The following is a 22,744-nucleotide window of genomic DNA, read 5'->3' as shown; positions in this document are numbered from 1 at the left end:
TCCGGGGGCTCCCAGGCGGCCCACGGACACCCTCGAACCGCCCGCGAGGGGTAGTCCGAAGGACGCTGACCGCCCAACCGCCGGTTGCAGTGTGACGGAGGCGAACAGTCGAACGGATAGTCAACCCAGATCAGACGGCTCGACCCGGATTCCACACACAGGATCTTCACACGTCACACGAGGGCTCCACAAAGTATCTCCGAGGGATCAAGCCGGCGACACCCCATCCCCCCAACTCGGTTGACCGGCTTCGGAGAAGCCCCTGAGACAGGCCGTCGAGATGAGCCGAAAACGCGCACGGGCCGAGCCACCACGAGCCCGACCCAAAAAATGCACAAAGAAAGAAAGAAGGAAGGCGACAGATCACCCGACTCCCGGGCTATCGGCTCCCCAGCCCTCAGCCCTCAGCCCCCGACCCTCAGCCCCCACTACTCGCCTACGCCCGCAGCTCCCCCGCCACCAGCTCCCCCACCTGCGCCATGTTCAGCGCCGCACCCTTGCGCAGATTGTCCCCGCACACGAACAGTTCCAGCGCCCGCGGATCGTCCAGCGACCGGCGGACCCTGCCCACCCAGGTCGGATCCGTCCCCACCACATCGGACGGCGTGGGGAATTCGTCCTCCGCCGGGTCGTCGCTGAGGACGACGCCGGGGGCCGCGGCCAGGATCTCGTGCGCCCCGCCGACCGTGACGTCGTTCTCGAACCGCGCGTGCACGCTCGCCGAGTGGGTGGTGAGCACCGGCACCCGTACGCAGGTCGCGCTGACCCGCAGATCGGGCAGCCCCAGGATCTTGCGGGACTCATGACGGACCGCGAGCTCCTCGGAGGACCAGCCGCCCTCCTCGAGCGACCCGGCCCAGGGCACGACATTGAGCGCGATCGGCGCGGGGAACGGTCCGAGCGTGTCGCCGACGGCCCGCCGTACGGCGCCGGGCGTCGTGCCCAACTCCGTACCGGACACCGCGGAGAGCTGCGCCCGCAGCGTGCCGATGCCTGCTCGCCCCACCCCCGAGACGGCCTGGTACGTGGAGACGATCAGCTCGCTCAGCCCGTACTCGGCGTGCAGCGCACCCAGCGCGACGATCATCGACAGGGTGGCGCAGTGGGGGTTGGCGATGATTCCGCGCGTCCGCACCCGTGCCGCATAGGCGTTGACCTCGGGCACGACGAGGGGCACGTCCGGGTCCTTCCGGAACGTGCCCGAGTTGTCCACCACCACCGCGCCCTTGGCCACCGCGACCGGTGCCCACTGCGCGGAGATGTCGTCCGGTACGTCGAACATCGCGACGTCGATGCCGTCGAAGGCTTCCTCGCTCAGTGCGACGACCTCGACCTCCTCGCCCCGGACGGTCAGCTTGCGGCCGACCGAACGGGGTGAGGCGATCAGCCGGATCTCGCCCCAGATGTCGGCGCGCTCGGACAGGATGCCGAGCAGTACCGAGCCGACGGCGCCGGTGGCGCCGACGACGGCGAGATGCGGCTTATGGGCCGTACGGGCGTCCGCCCCCGCGATGACCTCGTGGGACGGACGGCCCGCCTCGGCCGGAATCATCGACCGGTGCCTCCATAGACCACGGCCTCGTCGCTCTCGGTGTCGAGGCCGAAGGCGCTGTGGACGGCCTGTACGGCTTCCTTGACGTCATCGGCGCGGGTGACGACCGAGATGCGGATCTCGGAGGTCGAGATGAGCTCGATGTTCACGCCCGCGTTCGACAGCGCCTCGAAGAAGGTCGCGGTGACGCCCGGGTTGGTCTTCATCCCCGCGCCGACCAGCGAGATCTTGGCGATCTGGTCGTCGTAGCGCAGCGAGTCGAAGCCGACGGCGGCCCGGGTGCGCTCCAGCGCGGCGACGGCCTTGCGGCCCTCGTCCTTGGGCAGCGTGAAGGAGATGTCGGTCAGTCCGGTGGACGCCGCGGAGACGTTCTGGACGACCATGTCGATGTTGACCTCGGAGTCCGCGATCGCACGGAAGATGCGCGCGGCCTCGCCCGGCTTGTCCGGGACTCCGACGACCGTGACCTTCGCCTCGGAGGTGTCGTGTGCGACGCCCGAGATGATTGCCTGCTCCATCGGCTGGTCCCCTTGCGGTTCGTTGCTGACCCACGTGCCCTTGAGCCCCGAGAAGGAGGAGCGGACGTGGATCGGGATGTTGTAACGGCGTGCGTACTCGACGCAACGGTGCAGCAGCACCTTGGATCCGGAGCTCGCGAGCTCCAGCATGTCCTCGAAGGAGATCCAGTCGATCTTCCGGGCCTTCTTCACGACCCGCGGGTCGGCGGTGAAGACACCGTCCACGTCGGTGTAGATCTCACAGACATCGGCGTCCAGGGCCGCCGCCAGTGCGACGGCGGTGGTGTCCGAACCACCGCGGCCCAGCGTCGTGATGTCCTTCTTGTCCTGGGACACACCCTGGAAGCCGGCGACGATGGCGATGTTGCCCTCGTCGACGGAGGTCTTGATACGGCCCGGCGTGACGTCGATGATCCGTGCCTTGTTGTGCACGGAGTCCGTGATGACGCCGGCCTGGCTGCCGGTGAAGGACTGCGCTTCATGGCCGAGGTTTTTGATCGCCATCGCCAGCAGGGCCATGGAGATCCGCTCTCCGGCGGTCAGCAGCATGTCGAACTCGCGCCCCGACGGGATCGGGGACACTTCCTGAGCGAGATCGATCAGCTCGTCCGTCGTGTCGCCCATCGCCGAAACCACCACGACAACCTGGTTGCCGTTCTTCTTGGCTTCGACGACTCGCTTGGCAACGCGCTTGATGCCCTCGGCATCCGCAACGGATGAGCCGCCGTACTTCTGCACGACAAGGCCCACGTGCGCTCCTCGCAACTGTCTCATCGGAGGTTTCCCTCCGGACCCCCGGAAATGGGGGTACTGCGGTCGGCTCAGTCTAACGAGCAAGCGGAGCCCGCCCGGTGAATACCACATTGTGAGACACGAAACTCACGTGGTGATCACTCCGTGATCACCGCCGAGTGACGTGTCCCGGGGCGAATCCGCGAGGCGCGTCCTTACGCCCGCTCGGCCAGCACATGCCCGCTACCGGCCGGAGCACACAGGAACGTAACCCAGCTCACAGGCTGCGCCCCGTATCCGCGCCCTGAGCCGCTCACATTCCCCGCAGCCCCAGCGGGCCCGCGATCTCCGCAGCCATGACCTTTCCGGCCTCCTCGGCCAGCCGGTCCTCATCGGCGCTGGTGAGGTCGCTGTCGGTGTCCAGGCCGTCCAGCTCGTCCAGCGGCTGGTCCAAGCGGACGTGGGCGACCAGCGACTGCAGCGCGCGCAGCGCGGCCGAGGCGGTGGGGCCCCAGTTGGTCAGGTAGGAGAACTGCCACCACCACAGGGCCTCGACGATCCGGCCCGCGCGGTAGTGCGCCAGGCCGTGGCGCAGGTCGGTGACGATGTCGGCCAGGTCGTCGGAGATCCGGCAGGGCACCGGCTCCGCACGCGGCACATAGGGGTCGAAGAGCTCGGAGTAGACGTCGATCGGTTCGAGCAGCGTCGCGAAGCGCTCGCGCAGCTCGTCCACGTCCGGCTCCGGGCCGCTGTCCGGTTCGTAGCGCTCGTCGGGGACGATGTCCTCGTGGGCGCCCAGCCGGCCGCCGGTGAGCAGCAGCTGGGAGATCTCCAGCAGCAAGAACGGCACCGCGCTGTCCGGTTCGTCGCCCTTGGCAACCTCCGTCACGGCGACGATGAAACTCTCGATCGAGTCGGAGATCGATACCGCGAAGTCGTCCGGATCCTGTGTCGCGTTGTGCAGCGTGGCATCAGACATCGAGAAGTCTCCTCCCTTCGAAGGCCCGCCCCAGCGTGACCTCGTCGGCGTACTCCAGATCGCCTCCGACCGGCAGTCCGCTGGCCAGTCGCGTCACTCTCAGCCCCATGGGTTTGATCATGCGGGCCAGATACGTGGCCGTGGCCTCCCCCTCCAGATTGGGGTCCGTGGCCAGGATCAGCTCGGTGACAGTGCCGTCGGCGAGCCTGGCCAGCAGTTCCCGTATCCGCAGATCGTCGGGACCGACGCCTTCGATCGGGCTGATCGCCCCACCGAGGACGTGATAGCGGCCGCGGAATTCGCGGGTCCGCTCGATGGCCACGACGTCCTTGGGTTCCTCCACGACGCAGATGACCGCCGGATCGCGCCGGGGGTCCAGACACACCCGGCACTGCTCCTCCTGCGCGACGTTGCCGCACACGGAACAGAACCGGACCTTCGCCTTGACCTCCATCAGCGCGCTCGCGAGCCGGCGGACATCGGTCGGCTCGGCCTGAAGAATGTGGAAGGCGATCCGCTGCGCGCTCTTGGGACCGACGCCGGGCAGCCTGCCCAGCTCGTCGATCAGGTCCTGGACCACGCCTTCATACACGGGACGTCTTCTCTCTTCTGCCGTAGTGCGTACGCTAGTTGGCTACTCCTCAGAAGGGGAGACCCGGGATGCCGCCGCCACCCAGCCCCTGGGCGAGCGGGCCGAGCTTCTCCTGCTGCAGCTGCTGGGCGCTGGCGTTGGCGTCGCGGACCGCCGCGAGGACGAGGTCGGCGATGGTCTCGGCCGTCTCCTGCGCGGAGTCGGGGTCGACCGCCCTGGGGTCGATGACCAGGCTCTGGAGCTCGCCGGAACCGGTCACCGTCGCCTTGACCAGACCGCCGCCCGCGGAACCTTCCACGGGCGTCTCCGCCAGCTCCTGCTGGGCGGCCGCGAGGTCCTGCTGCATCTTCTGGGCCTGCTGAAGCAGCTGCTGCATATTGGGCTGACCACCGGGGATCACGACGTGACTCCTGCCATACGACAACGATTGGTGCGGTAGCCCGAGCCTACGTGTTTCCCGCCCGCCGCGCCCTACGCCGTACGGAGGAGCCCGGATATGCCCCGCGGGCCCCCGGACGGGCTCTCGTACGGCCTCCGGGCACGGGTCCCCGGGCGGTCGCTCACTCGTCCGTGAAGGCTGTCCGGCCTGCGGGACGACGGGCCGCGACGCCGTGCGACGGGGCGTCTCCCCCGGGCCCCGGTCGGCCCGCTCCCGCGCCGCCGCCCCCGTTCGTCACCGGTGTCTCATTCGTTGTTGTTGAACTCTTCCACGACCGTGGCGCCCAGCTCGCGGACGATGAGGTCGTGGCCGCTGAGCGCGGAGTCGACGAGATCCGGGTCGTCCTCGGCCGGCATGTCGTACTCGATCGGCGTCGGGGGCTCGGGCGGAGTGTACGAGGGCTCCGCCGCGGGGGCGCTCCGGCCGCCGCCCGAGGCCGCCGACGGGGCGACCGCCTCCCGCGCCATCCGTGCGCCCTGGCCGCCGCCGGAACCGCCGCCCGGCCCGCCCCCCTCGCCGCCGGAGCCCTGGGACGCCGCCGGAGCGCTCTGCCGGTGCGGCTGCGCCGCCGGCTGCTGCGGGGCGGCGGGCGGCGGGCCACCGAAGCCGCCGCCGGCTCCCCCGCCGCCGCGCGGTGCGCCGCCGGCCGGCGGACCGGCGCCGCCCGAGGGATCGACGATCGCCTCGACGCGCCACTGCACATGGAACCGTTCGGCCAGGACGTCCTTGAGGACGTCCTCGCTGCCGCCGTTGGCGAAGCTGTCGCGCGCACCGGCGTTGGGGAAGCCGATCTGCAGGGTCGTGCCGTCGAATCCGGACACCTGGGCGTTCTGGCTGAGCAGGATCCAGGTGAAGCGGCGGCGGCCCTTGACCGCATCGAGGATGTCCGGCCACATCTGGCGCACCTGCGCCGCGCCCTGCGCGGCCGCGGGCTGCCCGGCCGTCGGCTGCCCGGCCGCGGGCTGCTGCGGCGGCGGTACGGGGGCGGCGGCGGGCGCGGGGGAAGCGGGGGGCCCGGCGGGCGCGCCGCCCGGTGCTCCCTGGCCGCCCTGCCCCGGCGCCACGGCCGAGGGCCAGCCGCCGGGCTGCCGTCCGCCACCGGCACCGCCGCCGGTGCTTCCGGGCCAGGCTCCGGGGCGCGCGGGCGCACTCGCCTGGGGTGCTCCGGCGCCGCCCGTGTCGGCCCGCTGGTGCTCGGCACCGGAACCGGCCGGGGGGCCGCCCGGCGCCGTCGCGGGGGCCGGTGCCGGCTGCTGCACGGATTCCGGGGCGGGAACGGGGGCGGGAACGGGGGCGGGAGCGGGGGCGGCCTGGGGCGCCTGTCCACCGGGGGCCGGGCTGCCGTCGCTGCCGCCGCCCGTCGCGCCGCGCACCGCGGCCCGCGCGGCGGCGGGACCGGCCGGGCCGGCGGGCGCCGCCGGGTGGGCCTCCGGCCCCGGCACATAGCCGGCCGACGGCCCGCCCCCGGAGGAGACCACCGGAGCCCCGGCCCCGAGGCCGCCGCCCCCGGCCGGTGCGCCGACCGGGCCGGCCGCCGCCATGGCGCCCGCGCCGCGCTCCAGGCGGTCCAGCCGCGCCTGCACCGAGCGTTCGTCGTCGTACGCCGCGGGGAGCAGCACCCGCGCACAGATCAGTTCCAGCTGGAGTCGCGGCGAGGTCGCGCCGCGCATCTCCGTCAGGCCGGTGTTGACCAGGTCGGCGGCCCGGCTCAGCTCCGCCGCGCCGAAGACGGAGGCCTGCGCCGTCATCCGCTCCACCACATCGGCCGGAGCGTCGATCAGCCCCTTCTCCCCGGCGTCCGGCACGGCCGCCAGGATCACCAGGTCGCGCAGCCGCTCCAGCAGGTCGGCGACGAACCGCCGCGGGTCGTTGCCGCCCTCGATGACCCGGTCGACGACCTCGAAGGCCGCCGCCCCGTCCCCCGCCGCGAACGCCTCCACGACGGAGTCCAGCAGCGACCCGTCGGTGTACCCGAGCAGAGCCGTCGCCATGGCGTATGTCACACCGTCGGCGGCCGCGCCGGCGAGCAGCTGGTCCATCACCGACATCGAGTCGCGGACGGATCCGGCTCCGGCCCGCACGACCAGCGGCAGCACGCCGTCCTCGACCGGGATCTCCTCCTGCCCGCAGACCTGGCCGAGGTATTCGCGCAGCGTGCCCGGCGGCACCAGCCGGAACGGGTAGTGGTGGGTACGCGACCGGATCGTCCCGATGACCTTCTCGGGCTCGGTCGTCGCGAAGATGAACTTCAGATGCTCCGGCGGCTCCTCGACGACCTTCAGCAGGGCGTTGAAGCCCGCCGAGGTCACCATGTGCGCCTCGTCGATGATGTAGATCTTGTACCGGCTCGACGCCGGCCCGAAGAACGCCTTCTCGCGCAGCTCACGGGCGTCGTCGACGCCACCGTGCGAGGCGGCGTCGATCTCGATCACATCGATGGAGCCGCGGCCGTTGCGGGCGAGGTCCACACACGAGTGACAGGTCCCGCAGGGGGTGGGGGTGGGACCTTGCTCACAGTTCAGGCACCGGGCCAGGATCCGCGCACTGGTCGTCTTGCCGCAGCCGCGCGGCCCACTGAACAAGTACGCGTGGTTGACCCGGTTGTTCCGCAACGCCTGCTGCAGTGGGTCGGTCACGTGCTCTTGCCCGATGACCTCGGCGAAGGTCTCGGGTCGGTATCGGCGGTACAGCGCAAGGGACGACACGCATACGACGATATCGGGCCGCGCTGACAACCGGTCCGCCCGCAAACGCAAGGGCCCCCCACGCACCCGCCAGAGCCAACCTACCCTTGCTGCCTTCCGGCCCTGGGGGAGTTCAGTCAGATAGCGCCACGTGAGGGGCTGCGCACCACAGTAGCCGATCCCCCGCCCGAAAAACGAACCCGCCCTCGGCCCCACTCCCCGCCCGGACCCCTCCTGCGGATCATGTTCGCGAGCACTCCCCAACGTCTTGTATTGTTTGCGGCGGAGGATTCGCCTAGTGGCCTAGGGCGCACGCTTGGAAAGCGTGTTGGGGGCAACCCCTCACGAGTTCGAATCTCGTATCCTCCGCCATTGCTCTCACCGGGCAATACGTCGAAGGGCCCCACCGCTTGCGGTGGGGCCCTTCGGCGTTGGGCGGTGGCATGGGCCGTGGTGCGCGGCATCGGCGGGCGCCCCGGTGGCGGACGCGCGTCGCACAGCCATGCGAGATCCCGGCGTGGTGTGTATAGGACACCTGGGACGCAGGGTAGATATGGGGCATGGCCCGAAACTCCGGCCGCTTCCCGTGGCCACCTTCGGGGCGCTGGTTCGCCGGTCGGCGTCCGGGCCGCAGCGACCGGCGGGGGCGGCGTGCGAGCTCGCCGAAGTCATCAGCACGGCGGCTGCGCTCGGTGGCGGGCATTCACAGCGTCGCCGGCCAGATGTTCTTCCTGCAGATTCTGATCGTGCTGCTGCTCGTCGTGGCCGCGGTCGTGACGCTGCTGATCCAGTCCCGCACCGATCGGTTCCAGGGGGCGCGGGACCGTTCGGTGGCCGCGGCCGAGGCCTTCGCCCACAGCCCGGGACTGGTGCAGACGCTGCGCGGCCCCGACCCCAGCGCGGTGCTCCAGCCGCTGACGGAGGCCGCCCGCAAGCAGGCCGGCGTCGACTTCATCGTCGTCATGAACCGGGCCGGTATCCGCTACACGCACCCCGAGCCGGACCGGATCGGGAAGCCTTTCGTCGGCACCATCAAGCCCTCGCTCAACGGTCACGTCACCATCGAGAGCGTGTACGGCCCGCTCGGGCATGAGGTGCAGGCGATCGTCCCGGTCACGGACGCGCGGGGCAGGGTCGTGGGCCTGGTGTCGTCCGGTCTGAAGGTCAGCCGGGTCAGCAGCGCGATCGACCGGCAGCTGCCGGTCGTGCTCGGCGCCGGGGCGGCGGCGCTCGCCCTGGCCACGGCCGGCACGGCGCTGGCGAGCAGGCGGCTGCGGCGCCAGACCCATGGGCTGGGGACCGCGGAGATGGCCCGCATGTACGAGCACCACGACGCGGTGCTGCACGCGGTGCGCGAAGGCGTACTCATCGTGGACGCGGACGGGCGCGTCCTGCTGGCGAACGACGAGGCGCGCCGGCTGCTCGGCCTGGCCCCGGACGTGGAGGGGCGGCATGTCTCCGACCTCCGGCTGATGCCCCGGATCAGCGACATGCTGGTTTCCGGGCGGGCCGCCTCCGATGAGGTGCTGCCTGTCGGGGACCGGCTGCTGGCGGTCAACATCCGGCCCACGGACCGGCGGGGAGGGCCGCCCGGCAGCGTCGCGACCCTGCGGGACTCCACCGAACTGCTCGCCCTCGCCGGCAAGGCGGAGTCCGCCCAGAGCCGGCTGCGGCTGCTGTACGACGCGAGCGTGGCCATCGGCACCACCCTCGATGTGCAGCGCACCGCGGAGGAGCTGACCCAGGTCGCGATGACCTGGTTCGCCGACTACGCCTCCGTCGACCTCGCCGAGCCCGTCCTGAGGGGCGAGGAGCCGCCTTCGGGGTCGTATCGGGAGGCGCCGGAGTTGCGCCGGGTGGCGATTGCCGGGATCCGTAACGACCATCCGCTCTACCGGGCGGGCGAGACCCACCGCTACCCGGCGCCCACGCCGATGGCCACGGGCTTCGTCACCGGGCAGTCCGTGCTGGTCACCGACCTGGAGGGCGCCGACGCGTGGCGTGCCTCGGATCCCGAGCGCTTCCGTCTGGTCATGGAGCAGGGGTGCCGGTCGCTGATCACCGTGCCCCTCCGGGCGCGCGGCGTTCTGATGGGGGTCGCCAACTTCTGGCGTTCCCGGGACCGGCCGCATTTCGAGGAGGGGGATCTGTCGCTGGCCGAGGAGATGGCGACCCGGGCCGCGGTGTGCATCGACAACGCGCGCCGCTTCACCCGCGAGCACGCCATGGCCGTCGCGCTGCAGCACAGTCTGCTCCCCCGTGGCCTGCCCGAGCAGAACGCCCTCGACATCGCGCACCGCTACCTGCCCGCGCAGACGGGGGTGGGCGGCGACTGGTTCGATGTGATTCCGCTGCCGGGTGCCCGGGTCGGTCTGGTCATCGGCGATGTCGTCGGCCACGGCCTGCACGCCGCCGCCACCATGGGGCGCCTGCGCACGGCGGTGCAGAACTTCTCCGCCCTCGACCTGCCGCCCGACGAACTCCTCAGCTATCTGGACGAGCTGGTCAACCGCATCGACCAGGAGTCGACCGCGGCGGACGAGGAGAACGTGGTCACGGGCGCCACCTGCCTGTACGCGATCTACGACCCGTCCAGCGGCGTGTGCAGCCTGTCCCGGGCCGGGCATCTGCTGCCGGCGCTCGTCCATCCCGACGGCACGGTGGAGTACCCCGACCTCCCGGCCGGCCCGCCGCTCGGTCTGGGCGGCCTGCCCTTCGAGGCGGCGGAGCTGCGCCTGCCCGAGGGCAGCAGCTTCGTCCTGTACACCGACGGCCTCGTCGAGGACCGCAAGCGGGGTATCGACGCCGGGCTGGAGACGCTCGCCGCGACGCTGGCGCACACCGGCCGGACGCCGGACGAGACCTGTGACGCCGTCCTCGAAGCCCTGCTGCCGGACCGTCAGCGCGATGACATCGCCCTGTTGGTGGCGCGCACCCGGCTGCTGGACCCGGACCGCATCGCGGAGTGGGAGGTGCCCTCCGACCCGGCGTCGGTGGCCGACGCCCGCGCGGTCCTCGCCCGGCACCTGGCGCGGTGGGATCTGGACGAGCTGGTCTTCACCACCGAGCTCATCCTCAGCGAACTGATCACCAACGCCATCCGGCACGCCACCGGCCCGATCCGGGTGCGCCTGCTCTACGACCGGACCCTGATCTGCGAGGTGTCCGACACGAGCAGCACCTCCCCGCATCTGCGCTACGCCGCCGACGAGGACGAGGGAGGCCGCGGGCTCTTCCTGGTCTCCCAGCTCGCCCAGCGCTGGGGCGCCCGTTACACACCCGAGGGCAAGATCATTTGGGCGGAGCAGGATCTCGGTCGGCCCGTGCTGTGAGCGGCGGCCGGTGCGCCGGCAGGCCGGCGGCGGCGCGCGGCGAAGCGGGCCGGGTGCGCGCGCGGAGTACGGCGAGCGCCGCGACGGGCATCCAGATGTCGGCACCGAAGCAGGCGAGGCGCTCCAGGGTGCCCCTCCCGATCCCGGGGTCGGATCCGCCGAAGAACATCACCGCGGCGGCCAGCGCGAGGACGGCGACGGCGAGGGTGAGCGGGCGCAGGCTCCCGAGCCGGGAGTGGCGGGGGAGGAGTCCGGCGCAGATCAGCGCGGCGTTCCCGATGACCAGGATGACCAGCGCGGCCAGCACGTGGAGGTTTTCGTCGACGTCGGCGGGGGTGAGTCCGACGACCACCCAGGCCGCCCCCGTCAGCACGAGGAGGGTGCGGCCGGTCAGCGCGGCGCCGCCGCGTCCCCAGGCCGCGCCGGTCAGCAGGACGCCGGCCGCCAGCAGCGCGCCGTGCGCGACGAAGGACGCGTTCATGAGGTCGTGCAGCGGCGAACACACGTAGCGCGGGCGGGAGTCGTCCCAGATCCGGCAGCTGACGTTGCCCAGGTCGCTGATGTTGTTGCGCTGCCGGCTGTAGGGCGTGCGCCAGGCCGCGCCCACGACGAGCTGGGCGGCCAGGAACTGCACTGCGGCCACGATCCACAGGGCGGCCCCGATTCGGGTGCGCGTCGGGGAGCGGCGTTCGGGGTCCTTCGGTACCGGCTTCGCCCGCACGGTTCTTCTCCTCGGTCCGACGTCGATGGGTGGCTCCGTCGGGGGAGTTGACGCCGGTGGGCACGTCGTCCGGGGAGCGGCACGGCACATCGTCGCAAGCGGCCGGTGGGTGCACATCGCCGTGCCGGGGGAAGGGCCCTCCCCCGTCGTCGGGAGGGCGTTCTCGCTCTTTCGGGGGAGGTGCGCGGTCTGTCCGGGGGGCGGCCGGCGGCGCGCGGTCGTCAACGCGCCTGCCGGTGGGGGGAGTTATCGCGCGTGGCCGTCCGGGGAGTGGACGGGTGGGGTGCCGGGGCCGGGTGGGTGGGGCTGCGCCGTGCCGTTGCGGGCGGGGGGATGGGCCTCCAGGAGTGTGGCGTACATGCCGCTCTGCTGGATGAGCTGGGCATGGGAGCCCGACTGCACCAGGCGTCCCTCGTCGAGCACGAGGACGCGGTCGGCGCCGGCGGCGAGGGCCAGGTCGTGGGTGATCACGATGGTGGTGCGGCCTTCGGCGAGGCGTCGCAGCGGCCCGAGGATGCGCTGGGCGGCCAGGGTGTCCAGGCCGGTGGTGGGCTCGTCGAGGAGGAGGACGGGAGCGTCGCGCAGCACGGCGCGGGCGATCGCGATGCGTTGGAGCTGGCCTCCGGAGAGCCGGGAGGTGCCGGGTGCGATGACGGTGCGATAGCCCTCCGGGAGCGCGGAGATGAAGCCGTCGGCATCGGCCGCCTGTGCGGCGCGCACCACGTCCTCGTGGGTGGCGTGGTCACGGCCGGAGGCGATGTTCTCCTCCACCGTGTCGTGGAGGACGAGCGTCTCCTGGGGCAACAGGGTGATGTTGCGGCGGACCTGGGCGAGCGGCAGCCGGTTCACGGGGATGCCGTCCAGCCGGATACTGCCGGCGTCCGGGTCGTAGAACCGCAGCAGCAGGGAGGCCAGGGTCGATTTGCCCGCTCCGCTGGGGCCGGTGACGACCAGCAGTTCCCCGGGGCCGGCGGAGAACGAGAAGTCCTTGAGCACTTCGGCCTTGTTGCCGGGGTAGCGGAAGGTGACGTCCCGTGCCTCCACTTCGCCGACGGCGCGTTCCGGGGCCGCTATGACCTCGGAGGCGGGTGGGTCGGTGACGGCGGGTCGGGCGTCGAGGATCTCCAGGAGGCGGTCGGCGCCGGCGGTTGCGGCGGTGATGGTCAGGCCCAGCTGCCCGAGGTTGCGGATCGGCGGGTAGAGGTAGCCGATGAAGGCGGCGAAGGCCAGCAGCTGCCCCAGGGTCATCCGTCCCGCGGAGATCTCCCATGCGCCCAGGCCGATGATGCCCAGCACGCAGATCGTCTCCAGGACCTCCAGCAGCTGGGCGTAGAACTCGTTGAGACGGGCGCTGGTCACCGATGCGCGGAACCACGTACCCGACTCGCGGCGGAGCCGCTCCTCCTCGTCGCGCTGCCGGTTGTACGCCTGGGTCAGGACGACGTTCACCAGCGTCTCCTCGACGACGGAGGTGATGGCGCCGTCGGCCCGGCGCTCACGGCGTGCCACGCGTTGCAGACGGCCGGTGAACCGGCGGGTGACGATCCAGAAGAGCGGGGCCACCAGGAAGGTGGCCAGTGCCAGGTCCCAGCGCAGCAGCAGGGCGGCGCCGGCGTAGAAGAGGATGCTGAACAGGGCCGTCGCGGCCTGGACCAGGCCGGAGACCACGAGCTGTTCGATGGCGTCGACGTCGCCGGTCAGCCGCTCCACCAGGTCGCCGCGCCGGTTGCGCTGGTAGAAGTGCGGCGGCAGTTTCTGGAGATGGCCGAAGACCCGGGCACGCAGCCGGACCACGAAACGCTCGGCGGTCCAGGCGCCGAGCGAGTTGCCGAGGTACCCCACGACCGCTCCTGCGACGCCGACCAGCAGCCATTTGCCGGCCGGTGACCAGAAGGCGCTGACGGAGCCCTTCTGGAGGGCGTTGTCGGTGAGGTCGGCGAACAGCAGGATCGCCGCGGTCTCGGCGAGGGCCGCCACGATGGCGCACAGGAGGATGCAGACGAGCCAGCGCCGGTCCCCCTTGGTCAGGGGCCAGAAACGCCGGAACGCCTCCTTGGCGCGGAAGTGCTGGGGATAGGGGAGCTGGTTGTCCGTCACGAGCCCGGAACGGCTGCGCGACGGCGCGGGCGGGACGAGGGCCTTGGCTCCGCGCGGTTCCGGTGCCAGCGGTTCCGGGGGCAGGGGGTCCAGGTCCAGGGGAGGCGGTGCCAGGGAGTCCGGGTCCAGGGGGGACGGGGACGGCGGCGTGCCCTCGGGGGACGGTGTCGTGCGCCGGGCGGTCGGTGGCCCGGCACCGAAGCGCTTGCGGCGGGGTTCGGGGCTGGAGCCCTGCGGCTCCTCTGCGGGCATATGCCCGGCGCTGCCGCCGGTGCCCGGTGTCGACGTTGCGGGCGTGCCGGCCTGGGCGGGGTCCTGCCCCAGGGCCGCCGGGCCCGCGTCGTTCCGGGGTGCCGCGGTGGAGCGCGCCGGGCGCTGACGTGAGCTGCGATAGTCCATAGCGCTGCGTCTCACCCTCGCTCGAGGTCACGGGACCGATGGGTCCCGGGCCCATTCCGGGCCCAAAGACACGAGGCCGACTCGCGCAGTGCGCGAGCCCGCCTCGTCTCAGGACATCTCGTTCAGGACTACTGAAGGGGGACAACCGGTCAGCGAACCGACCTAGTCGTAGTACCCGAAGTACCGGCGCCGACGCAGCCGACGACGGAACCGACGACGGCGTCCATATCCGCCGTATCCGCCGTATCCACCCCAGTCGTCCCAGTCACCCCAGCCGCCGCCACCGTGCCGGCGCCTGCGGGGAAAGACCTTTCGGAAGCTCATGATCGCCTCCTGCTATTCCGTTTGGTCTCGTCGTGCCCTGTACGACCACGACACTTTCGAGGCTACGACGCCTTATTGCTCCCAACAAGGGACTTTCCGTGAATTTTCACGCAAAACGGAAATATGACCCTTTGTCATTCCGTGACCCCACAGCGTGGGATCGCGTACAGCGGTCCGCCGCCTGCCCCTCCGGCCCCGGAAACGGCCCGCCGGGCGGGCGGCGGACCGCCACCAGGGGCGGCGACAGCGGCGGTCGGCAGGGGCGGTCGGCGGGGGCGGAGGGCGCGGAAGGCCCTTCCGGGGCGCGAGGAGCTCGCGTGCACACCGGGGAGGGGCGGAGCGCGAGAGCTGGAGTGGGGGCAGGGCGGGAGGCGCCGGGCGGGGGCGCAACGGATGGGCCCGCGTTCATTGCGTCCGGGGGCGCCATCGGCACCTGACGTTGCGTCAATTCGGTTACGCGGCAGGCGAGATGGCGGCCACGGAGGCCAACGGAAAGGAGCCGACGAAGGAAACCGACGACGGCGCGCGGCCGCCCCGCCCAGGGGTGCCGACGGGTCGTGGTCGATCAGCCCGGCTGGACGCCCGCCGCCCGCAGCCGTGCACGGGCGGCCCCGAAATCCGTCTGCTGCGCAGCCGTCTGACGCGGCTTCAGCTCGCCGTCGTCGGCACAAGCGTGTTTCGGACATCGTCCGGGCGCCGTCGAGCCCGTCGAGCCCGTCCGGCCCGCCGAAAGCGGCGGGCCGGCGGCCGAGTGCCGGCCGGCCCGTCCGCGCCGGTCAGCCGCCGTCGCGATGCCGTTCGTAGAAGTGCGAAAAGCGCTCCATCGGGTCCCCGTCCGCACTCCACGGCCAGGGGGCAGCCATGCCTTCCGTCGCGCGCAGCACGGCGCCGGCCTCGGCGTTGCGGGTGGACTTGAGCAAGGCGTAGGCCAGCAGGTTGAGGTCGGCCCGCGCCGCGGCGTGGGTGAGGAAGCCCGGGGTCAGCCAGTCGCTCGCCGCCTGGTCGAGGGCCTTGGCGACGTCGGCCCGGCGCCAGACCTCCGCGGCACCGAGGGCCATCAGGCCGCCGATGGCGACGGCGCGCTGGTGGTTGCGGACGATGGCGGTCAGTTCCAGGCCCGCGGTGGGGGCGTCGGGCGGCATCGAGGCCCGCAGACCGTCGAGCAGGTCCAGGACCAGGACGCTGGAGCCGCATTCCTCGGGTGACAGATAGCCCAGGGCCTGGAGGTGTGCCTCCCGGTTCCAGGGGTCGCGGTCCTTGATCTCTCGCCAGATCGGGGACAGTTCGCGGGTGGGGCGCCGCTCCAGGCGGAGGGTCGCCAGGTGCAGCGTCCAGGGGGTGGGGTCGGCGGGGAGCAGCTCGGCGGCGCGGCGGCAGGTCTCGCGTGTCTCGCTCAGATCGGTGCCGGAGGGCTGCTGGCGGGCCTGGACCAGGTCCGACCAGGCGTGGAGCAGCAGTGCCCCCTGGTGGCGGGGACTGTGCTGGTGCCAGATGCCGGGCAGCGACCGCCCCGCGGAGGCGGCGAGCACCTGGAGGCGGTGGGCCTTGCGGTCCCAGTCCGTACCGGCGTCGTCGATCACCTGCGCCAGCAGGGCCATGACGGCGGTGTCGAGCGAGCCCCGGGACCAGCAGTTTTCGACGCGTTTGCGGACCTTGCCCAAGGCGCGGTCGTCGAGCTCGGGGACCAGGCGGGGAGAGCTGGATCTGCGGCGGCGTATGAAGGCGGGCATGTCTTCCGGCGGCCTTCCGATGGTGTGGCTTACGGAGCGGTGGTGGTGCGGGACGCGCTGTACGGGCGGCAGCGTGTCATGCACGCCGCCACCCGTACAGCCCTGGGACTTTGCAGGCAGTCCTAGTGGGAGGTGAGGTTGTTCCGTCCGGCGCGGTCGCCGTTGCGGCCGAGCCGGTCGCGGACGAGCGAGATGGCGACGACCACCACGGCCAGGAGCACCGACAGCAGCACCTGGATCCGCCCGCCGCCCTCACTGTCGTCGGTGAGCATGTAGACCAGCACGAACGAGATCATCGCGATCGTCGCCCAGGTCAGGTACGGGAAGAGCCACATCCGGACGACGAGCTTGTCGGGGTTCTCGCGCAGGATGATGCCGCGCATCCGCAGCTGCGAGAAGCAGATGACCAGCCACACGAAGAGCGCGACCGCGCCCGACGAGTTCAGCAGGAACTGGAAGACGGTGTCGGGCCACACGTAGTTGAAGCCGACCGCTACGAAGCCGAAGAGTACGGAGGCCAGGATCGCGGCCTGCGGGACGCCCCGGGAGTTCGTACGGGCGAAGGCCTTCGGGGCATCGCCGCGCTGGCCGAGGGAGAAGGCCATCCGGGAGGCGGTGTAGAGGCCGGAGTTGAGGCAGGAGAGCACCGCGGTCAGCACGATGACGTTCATGATCTGGCCGGCGTGCGCGATGCCGATGGAGTCGAGGGCGGCGACGTACGAGCCCTTCTTGGCGATCGAGGGGTCGTTCCACGGCAGGAGGGAGACGACGATCAGGATCGAGCCGAGGTAGAAGATGCCGACTCGCCAGATCACGCTCTTGGTGGCCTTGGTGACCGCGCGCTGCGGGTCCTCGGACTCACCGGCGGCGAGGGTGACGATCTCGCTGCCCATGAAGGAGAAGACGACCATCAGCACGCCGGTGAGGATGGCGCTGGGCCCGTGGGGCAGGAACCCGCCGTGCGCGGTGAGGTTGCTGAAGCCGGTCGCGGCGTTGTCGGAACCGGGCAGCACGCCGAAGACCGCCAGGCCGCCGAGGACGATGAAGGCCGCGATGGCGACGACCTTGATGCCCGCGAACCAGAACTCGAACTCACCGAACGAGGCGACCGAGGCGAGGTTGGTGGCGGTGAGGACGACCATCACGATCAGAGCCCAGGCCCACTGCGGGACGGCCGGGACCCAGCTGGTGAGGATGGCCGCACCGGCGGTCGCCTCCACGGCGAGCACCACGACCCAGAAGAACCAGTACAGCCAGCCGATGGAGAAGCCCGCCCAGCGGCCGAGCGCCCGGTCCGCGTAGGCGGAGAAGGAGCCGGACGTCGGGTTGGCCGCGGCCATCTCGCCGAGCATCCGCATCACGAAGACGACCAGCGCGCCGACCAGGGCGTACGAGAGCAGGATGCCGGGGCCGGCCGCCTTGATCCCCGAGGCGGAGCCCACGAAGAGGCCGGCGCCGATGACCCCGCCGACGGCGATCATGGACAGATGGCGGTTCTTGAGGCCCGATTGCAGACCTGACTGTCCAGGGGCCTGGCCGTCACCGGGAGGTGCGGGCGGCGCAGCCACAGGGCTGGAGGGAGGTGTAGTCATCGCGACATCCATTGAGGGTTGGAGGGGTCGTGCACGGGGTGACGGCAGGGATCGCCTCGGGTAGCTGTTCGACAGGGGTTCTCGGTGGCGTTCTCGTGTCCGGGCGGGCGCATGGGCCGGTGGGCAGGTGGCGATCCTGGCCCTGACGCATGTGGGGCCGCGGCGGCAAGAGGGGTCCGCGGTCTTCTGATGCCTGCGTGGGTGGGGGAAGCGCCTACCGCGCGGCCACGCTAGTGCCCGTCCTCCTTGTGGGAGGTGAGCCGCATCACGTCCGGATTGGATTTGCGCAAGCGTATGCGGCAATCCGCAACGGCGTATTTGTTCACCCCGACAAATTCGTCCCCGAGAGCTGTGCGGTCGGCCAACGTCGCCGTGCGCGAGAGGCGTGCCATCCGCCCGGAGAAGGCGGCGCGGCGCAGGTGAGGACGTGCGGTCGGGCCGGTGAGGCGTTGGCCGTGCGGACAGCGGGCAGCGCCCGCGCAATCCCCGGAGTGATTCCCGCTACATCGCCCACTTCAGCAGCGGTGGGCGACGGCGGCGGAACAGGGAGCGAAATGCCGGATGAATGAGACCAGTAATTCGATGGCGAATGCAAGGAAATTCGATGGTGCGTGCAAGGAAAAGGGAGCGGGAATCCGGCGGGCCGGGCGGAGTGCTGCGGGCCGGGCGGCGCGGCGGCACCTGTGGACGACGGCGGGCTCACTCCGGCAGGTCCGCCGCCGGGGCCGCCTCCGCCGGGGCCGCCTCCGCCGGGACCGCCTTCTGCTCGGTCCAGATGACCTTTCCCGTGGGCGTGTAGCGCGTCCCCCACCGATGCGTCAGCTGCGCGACGATGAAGAGTCCCCGCCCGCCCTCGTCGGTGGTCCGGGCGTGGCGCAGCCGCGGTGAGGTGCCCGAGGTGTCGAAGACCTCGCAGATCAGCCCGTCCTGACGGATCAGGCGCAGGGTGAGGGGGCCGGCGGCGTGCCGGACGGCGTTGGTGACCAGCTCGCTGACGATCAGTTCCGTGGTGAACAGCAGCTCGCCCATGCCCCAGGCCGTCAGTTGGCGGTCGGCGAACGTGCGGGCGGCGGCGACCAGGGCCGGGTCGGCGGGCAGCTCGCAGGAGGCGACCTGGTGGGCGCCGAGCACGCGGGTGCGGGCCAGCAGCAGGGCCGCGTCGTCGGCCGGCGGGCCGGTCAGCAGCGCCTTGATCACCTCTCTGCCGGTGCCCTCCAGGGACGCCGAGGGCCGCGCGAGGGCCTCGGCCAGCCGGGACATCCCGACGCCGATGTCCCGTTCGCGGGTCTCGATGAGGCCGTTGGTGAAGAGCGTGATCAGGCTGCCCTCGGCCGGCTCCAGCTCGACGGACTCGAAGGGCGTCGTCCCGAGGCCGAGCGGTGGGCCGGCGGGCAGGTCCGGGAAGTCCACCGTGCCGTCGGGAGCGACGATCGCGGGCGGGAGGTGGCCGGCCCGCGCCATGGTGCACTTCCTGCTGACCGGGTCGTACACCGCGTACAGACAGGTCGCCCCCATGAGGGTGGCGGCCACGCTCGCGTTCTCCGCCTCCGCCGCCGCGTCGGCGCTGCGCGTCTCCACCAGGCCGATGACCAGGTCGTCCAGCCGGGCCAGCAGTTCGTCGGGCGGCAGGTCGAGGTTGGCGAGGGTGCGGACGGCGGTGCGCAGCCGGCCCATGGTGGCCGCGGCGTTGATGCCGTGTCCGACGACGTCCCCGACGACCAGGGCGGCCCGGGCGCCGGAGAGCGGAATCACGTCGAACCAGTCCCCGCCCACTCCGCTCGGCGCGTCCGCCGGGTAGTACCAGGACGCCACGTCGAGCGCGGAGCCGCCGGTCAGTTCGTGCGGCAGCAGGTTGCGCTGCATGACCCGGGCCGCGGCGCGTTCACGGGTGAAGCGGCGGGCGTTGTCCACACAGACCGCGGCGCGGGCGACGAGTTCCTCGCCGAGCCGTACGTCGTCCGCCTCGAACGGGCCCAGCCGCGCCGAGCGCACGAAGGTGGCCGCGCCCAGGGTGACGCCCCGGGCCCGGAGGGGCGCCACCAGCACCGAACGGAACCCGAAGGCGCGGACGACCGCCGGCCGCTCCGGGGTCTCGGCGACCCAGGTGCTGCGCTCCGGGTCCAGGACCCGCTCCACCAGGGCCCGGCCCTCCAGCAGGCAGCGGGCGGTCAGGGAGGAGGGAGCGCGCTGGACGGCCTCCCCGAGAGCCGGGCCCGCCTCCGGGCAGCCGTCGTGGACGGACTGCTGGCCGCAGCGGCGCATGACGGGGGTGCTGGACACCGGTCCGGGTGCCGGTTCCTCGCCCCGCAGGACCGAGTCCAGCAGGTCCACGGCGACGAAGTCGGCGAACGGCGGCACCGCGACGTCGGCCAGTTCCTGGGCGGTGCGGCTGACGTCGAGCGTGCTGCCGATGCGGGCGCTGGCGTCGTTGAGCAGGGCCAGGCGTTCCTGGGCGCGCCAGCGTTCGGTGACGTCGATGACCATGTACCAGATGCCGACGCGCCGCCCCTGGGGGTCCGCCAGCACGAAGAAGGAGGCGGCGTAGGCGCGCTCCTGGCGGGGGTCCGCGTAGGTGGGGCTGCGGAATTCGAAGTCCATCACCGGGGAGCCGGTCCGAAGGACGCGCAGCATCCGCTCCTCGAACGCCTCGGCCTCCGGCTGTGGCAGGACCTCGTGCACCGTCCGCCCCAGCCGCCGCTCCAGGGGGATCAGCCGCTCCAGCACTTCGTTGACCCAGACGTAGCGCAGGCTGGTGTCGAGGACGGCCATGCCGACGGGCGCATGGGCCAAAAACGGCTCCAGCATCAGCTGGTTGATCCCGCCGCCGGGCAGCCGCCACTCCTCCAGGGCCAGGACCGACCACCGCTCACCGGCCGGGCCGTCCGCCTCGTCGGCCGCCGCGGCCCCGTCGACCACGGGCGTGATCTGCACCGCCAGCTGGAGTTCCCGGCCGTCCCGGCGCCGCGCAGCGACCGAGCCGCCCCAGCCCTCCCCTGCCCGGCACCACCGCGCGACGGCGGCCACCCGCGCCGCGTCCTCGGGCAGCGCCAGCAGTTCCGCGGCGGGGTGGCGGAGGATCTCCTCGGCGCGGTACCCGAGCAGCCGTTCCGCCGCCCGGGTCCAGGTCACCACCCGCCCCTGCGCGTCCAGTTCGGCGGTGGCCGCCTTCGCCATGTCGCATGCCGGGGCTGCCCCGCCCGGTGGACCGTTCTCCGAGGTCGTCATCGCCCGCCCGTCACCCCTCCCGTCGACCCCCGGCGGCCCCCAGCAACCCGATGTCGCATATGGACCAGTTTAGAAGGGTCTACGGGTATCGGGGGCCCGGCGGCGGGTCAGAGCGCGGGCGGCAACCGCAGCTGGAGCATCGCCAGCAGCCGCTGGTCGGGGCGGCTCAGATCCAGGCCGGTGAGCTCCTCGGCCCGGCGGATCCGGTAGCGCAGCGTGTTGGGGTGCACATGCAGCTCGGCCGCGGCGGCCCGGACGTCCCCGAAGGCGTTCAGATAGGCGAGGACGGTCTCGGCGAGCTGCCCCTGGCTGCGGCTGTCGTGCGCCACCAGGGCGGTCAGCCGCGGATCACGTATGTCGGGATGCGCGGTCAGCAGCGCCAGGAGTTCGCTGACCAGAACCTCCGCCTGGATGTCGGGCAGCGCGGCGACCGTCGTGGCGACACCGACCCGCACCATGGCGTCCAGGATCCGGTCCGCCTCCCGGCAGGAGTCCGGGACGTCCCCGAGCGCCGGCACGATGCAGCCGACCGATCCGCGCAGCGACAGCCCCAGATGACGGCGCGCGGCCTCGGTGATCTCCTGCCCCCAGCCGCGCAGGATGCCCAGGTCGATGCTGCGCGGCAGTTGGGGCAGCAGTACGTAGATCCGCGCATCGGCCTGGGTGACAAGGGCGCTGCGGTGCCGGGCGGCGATGTGCACCGAGATCAGGTTGCCGACCTCGGCGCGGGTCAGCTCGGAGGCGGACGCGGTGGCCTCGGCGGCGCCGTAGGAGAAGCCCAGCACCGCCGCGGGGCGGGCCGCGTCCAGTCCGAGGTGGCTCGCCAGTGGCTGCGGCCCGGTGTTGCCCTCCAGCAGCCCGGCCGCCAGGGTCCGGGTCAGCGTCAGATCGGCGGAGAGCTCCCGGCGGCGGCGTACGAGATGGAGGGCGGCGACCCGGGCCGCGCCCAGCAGCGCCTGGTCCGCGTGCTCGGTCAGCGCCGACGAGCCCTCCTGCACCCAGATGGTGCCCAGCTGCCGCTCCCCGGAGCGGATGGCCACCGCGAGGCGGCGGCGGATACCCAGCTCGGGATGGCTGTCGATCCGGATCACCTCGTCCGAGGCGCGCAGCCGCTGGAAGACGCCCCACTTCCGCAGCCGGGCCAGATACGCCTCCGGGCCCTGCCAGCCCAGGATGGACAGCCGCCGCAGATCGTCGACCTCGTCGGAGTCGGTGGACCGGGAGTAGGCGAGCACGCGGTTGGCGGTGTCCTCGATGCTGACGATGCCGCCGGTCAGCACGGCCGTCGTCTGGGCCAGCGCGAAGAGGTCGCCCTCCTCGCCCCGCTCACCGCCGCGCCCCGACGGCACGTCCTCCAGGGCCGCGCGGGCCAGCGCGTCCACCTGCTCCCAGCGCGCGTCGCGCCGTACGGACAGCAGCGCGACCCCGGCGTCGGCGGCGGTCTCGCTGAGGACGGTGGCCTGCCCGGGAGCGTCCAGCTTGACGGCGACGGCGGCGGCCCCGTCCCGGCCGGCGGCCCGCAGCGCGGGGAAGGCGGCGCGGCCGCGGGCGCCGATCGCCAGCACCAGGGCGCCGGGAGGGACGGCGGGCGGATCCTCGGGGTCGAGCAGCGCGACGCTGCGGATCTCCACGTCCAGCCCGCCGGGCGCGGCCTGGAGCTCCACCAGGGGCTCGCCCAGCGCCATCAGCAGCTGACGCAGGCTGATGCCGGTGCGGGGTGGCGGTGCCGCGGGAGCTGGATCCATGATCGGCGCCTTCGGTGGGTCGGACCTGTTACTGATGCTATGCGCTCCGGAAAACCGCCACTGCCTGCGGACGGCCCTGCGGG

The 22,744-nt window shown here is 72.1% G+C and carries 14 protein-coding genes, 1 tRNA gene and 1 other RNA gene; 2 read left to right on the top strand and 14 right to left on the bottom strand.

Annotated features, from left to right (window positions below):
• Window positions 1–436: 436 nt before the first annotated feature.
• The 7 genes from ACGFML_RS19440 to ffs form a co-directional block, all read right to left on the bottom strand.
• Window positions 437–1,552, bottom strand: coding sequence for an aspartate-semialdehyde dehydrogenase (locus ACGFML_RS19440; RefSeq protein ID WP_393545217.1), 1,116 nt, complete (start codon window positions 1,550–1,552; stop codon window positions 437–439).
• On the bottom strand, window positions 1,549–2,820 hold the full coding sequence (locus tag ACGFML_RS19435; protein ID WP_393545215.1) for an aspartate kinase: 1,272 nt from the start codon (window positions 2,818–2,820) through the stop codon (window positions 1,549–1,551). The genes ACGFML_RS19440 and ACGFML_RS19435 overlap by 4 nt, the downstream gene beginning before the upstream one ends.
• A 295-nt stretch (window positions 2,821–3,115) precedes the next feature.
• Window positions 3,116–3,781: a DUF5063 domain-containing protein gene (locus ACGFML_RS19430; protein ID WP_393545213.1), complete on the bottom strand. Its 666-nt coding sequence runs from the start codon at window positions 3,779–3,781 to the stop codon at window positions 3,116–3,118.
• A complete protein-coding gene (recR, locus tag ACGFML_RS19425) occupies window positions 3,774–4,373 on the bottom strand; it encodes a recombination mediator RecR (protein WP_393545211.1) in 600 nt (199 codons plus the stop codon). Before recR ends, ACGFML_RS19430 begins: the two co-directional genes overlap by 8 nt.
• A 49-nt stretch (window positions 4,374–4,422) precedes the next feature.
• Window positions 4,423–4,773: a YbaB/EbfC family nucleoid-associated protein gene (locus ACGFML_RS19420; RefSeq protein ID WP_393545210.1), complete on the bottom strand. Its 351-nt coding sequence runs from the start codon at window positions 4,771–4,773 to the stop codon at window positions 4,423–4,425.
• 284 nt (window positions 4,774–5,057) lie between these two features.
• Complete coding sequence (locus ACGFML_RS19415; protein WP_393545209.1) at window positions 5,058–7,517, bottom strand: DNA polymerase III subunit gamma and tau; 2,460 nt, start codon at window positions 7,515–7,517, stop codon at window positions 5,058–5,060.
• A gap of 46 nt (window positions 7,518–7,563) precedes the next feature.
• Window positions 7,564–7,660: signal recognition particle sRNA small type (gene ffs / locus ACGFML_RS19410), an RNA gene on the bottom strand.
• Window positions 7,661–7,780: 120 nt separating this feature from the next.
• Here ffs and ACGFML_RS19405 point away from each other — a divergent pair.
• Window positions 7,781–7,868: transfer RNA gene (locus ACGFML_RS19405), tRNA-Ser, on the top strand.
• A gap of 188 nt (window positions 7,869–8,056) precedes the next feature.
• Window positions 8,057–10,828, top strand: a complete 2,772-nt coding sequence (locus ACGFML_RS19400; protein ID WP_393545208.1) for a SpoIIE family protein phosphatase — start codon at window positions 8,057–8,059, stop codon at window positions 10,826–10,828.
• Here ACGFML_RS19400 and ACGFML_RS19395 read toward each other — a convergent pair.
• From ACGFML_RS19395 to ACGFML_RS19365, 7 genes are all read right to left on the bottom strand, one after another.
• Window positions 10,788–11,549: a DUF998 domain-containing protein gene (locus tag ACGFML_RS19395; protein ID WP_393545206.1), complete on the bottom strand. Its 762-nt coding sequence runs from the start codon at window positions 11,547–11,549 to the stop codon at window positions 10,788–10,790. The genes ACGFML_RS19400 and ACGFML_RS19395 overlap by 41 nt on opposite strands.
• 246 nt (window positions 11,550–11,795) lie before the next feature.
• A complete protein-coding gene (locus ACGFML_RS19390) occupies window positions 11,796–14,045 on the bottom strand; it encodes an ABC transporter ATP-binding protein (protein WP_393545204.1) in 2,250 nt (749 codons plus the stop codon).
• A 162-nt stretch (window positions 14,046–14,207) separates the two neighbouring features.
• A complete protein-coding gene (locus tag ACGFML_RS19385) occupies window positions 14,208–14,369 on the bottom strand; it encodes a hypothetical protein (protein ID WP_393545202.1) in 162 nt (53 codons plus the stop codon).
• A 776-nt stretch (window positions 14,370–15,145) separates the two neighbouring features.
• Entirely contained in the window at window positions 15,146–16,099 is a 954-nt protein-coding gene (locus tag ACGFML_RS19380) for a hypothetical protein (protein ID WP_393545200.1), read from the bottom strand.
• A gap of 122 nt (window positions 16,100–16,221) precedes the next feature.
• Entirely contained in the window at window positions 16,222–17,691 is a 1,470-nt protein-coding gene (locus ACGFML_RS19375) for an amino acid permease (protein WP_393545198.1), read from the bottom strand.
• A gap of 699 nt (window positions 17,692–18,390) precedes the next feature.
• Window positions 18,391–20,916, bottom strand: a complete 2,526-nt coding sequence (locus tag ACGFML_RS19370) for a SpoIIE family protein phosphatase (protein WP_393545196.1) — start codon at window positions 20,914–20,916, stop codon at window positions 18,391–18,393.
• 107 nt (window positions 20,917–21,023) lie between these two features.
• On the bottom strand, window positions 21,024–22,661 hold the full coding sequence (locus ACGFML_RS19365) for a PucR family transcriptional regulator (RefSeq protein ID WP_393545194.1): 1,638 nt from the start codon (window positions 22,659–22,661) through the stop codon (window positions 21,024–21,026).
• Window positions 22,662–22,744: the final 83 nt, after the last annotated feature.

The organism is Streptomyces sp. NPDC048650, from assembly GCF_043199095.1.
Classification (GTDB): domain Bacteria; phylum Actinomycetota; class Actinomycetes; order Streptomycetales; family Streptomycetaceae; genus Streptomyces.
Note: the sequence above shows the minus strand (reverse complement) of the source record. Positions and strands in the feature narration are given on the sequence as shown.

Excerpts from the sequence above, each read along its gene's own strand:
- ACGFML_RS19440 (WP_393545217.1), bottom strand. The coding sequence starts at position 1,552 with ATGATTCCGGCCGAGGCGGGCCGTCCGTCCCACGAGGTCATCGCGGGG.
- ACGFML_RS19430 (WP_393545213.1), bottom strand. The coding sequence starts at position 3,781 with ATGTCTGATGCCACGCTGCACAACGCGACACAGGATCCGGACGACTTC.
- ACGFML_RS19400 (WP_393545208.1), top strand. The coding sequence starts at position 8,057 with ATGGCCCGAAACTCCGGCCGCTTCCCGTGGCCACCTTCGGGGCGCTGG.
- ACGFML_RS19390 (WP_393545204.1), bottom strand. The coding sequence starts at position 14,045 with ATGGACTATCGCAGCTCACGTCAGCGCCCGGCGCGCTCCACCGCGGCA.
- ACGFML_RS19385 (WP_393545202.1), bottom strand. The coding sequence starts at position 14,369 with ATGAGCTTCCGAAAGGTCTTTCCCCGCAGGCGCCGGCACGGTGGCGGC.
- ACGFML_RS19380 (WP_393545200.1), bottom strand. The coding sequence starts at position 16,099 with ATGCCCGCCTTCATACGCCGCCGCAGATCCAGCTCTCCCCGCCTGGTC.
- ACGFML_RS19375 (WP_393545198.1), bottom strand. The coding sequence starts at position 17,691 with ATGACTACACCTCCCTCCAGCCCTGTGGCTGCGCCGCCCGCACCTCCC.
- ACGFML_RS19370 (WP_393545196.1), bottom strand. The coding sequence starts at position 20,916 with ATGACGACCTCGGAGAACGGTCCACCGGGCGGGGCAGCCCCGGCATGC.
- ACGFML_RS19365 (WP_393545194.1), bottom strand. The coding sequence starts at position 22,661 with ATGGATCCAGCTCCCGCGGCACCGCCACCCCGCACCGGCATCAGCCTG.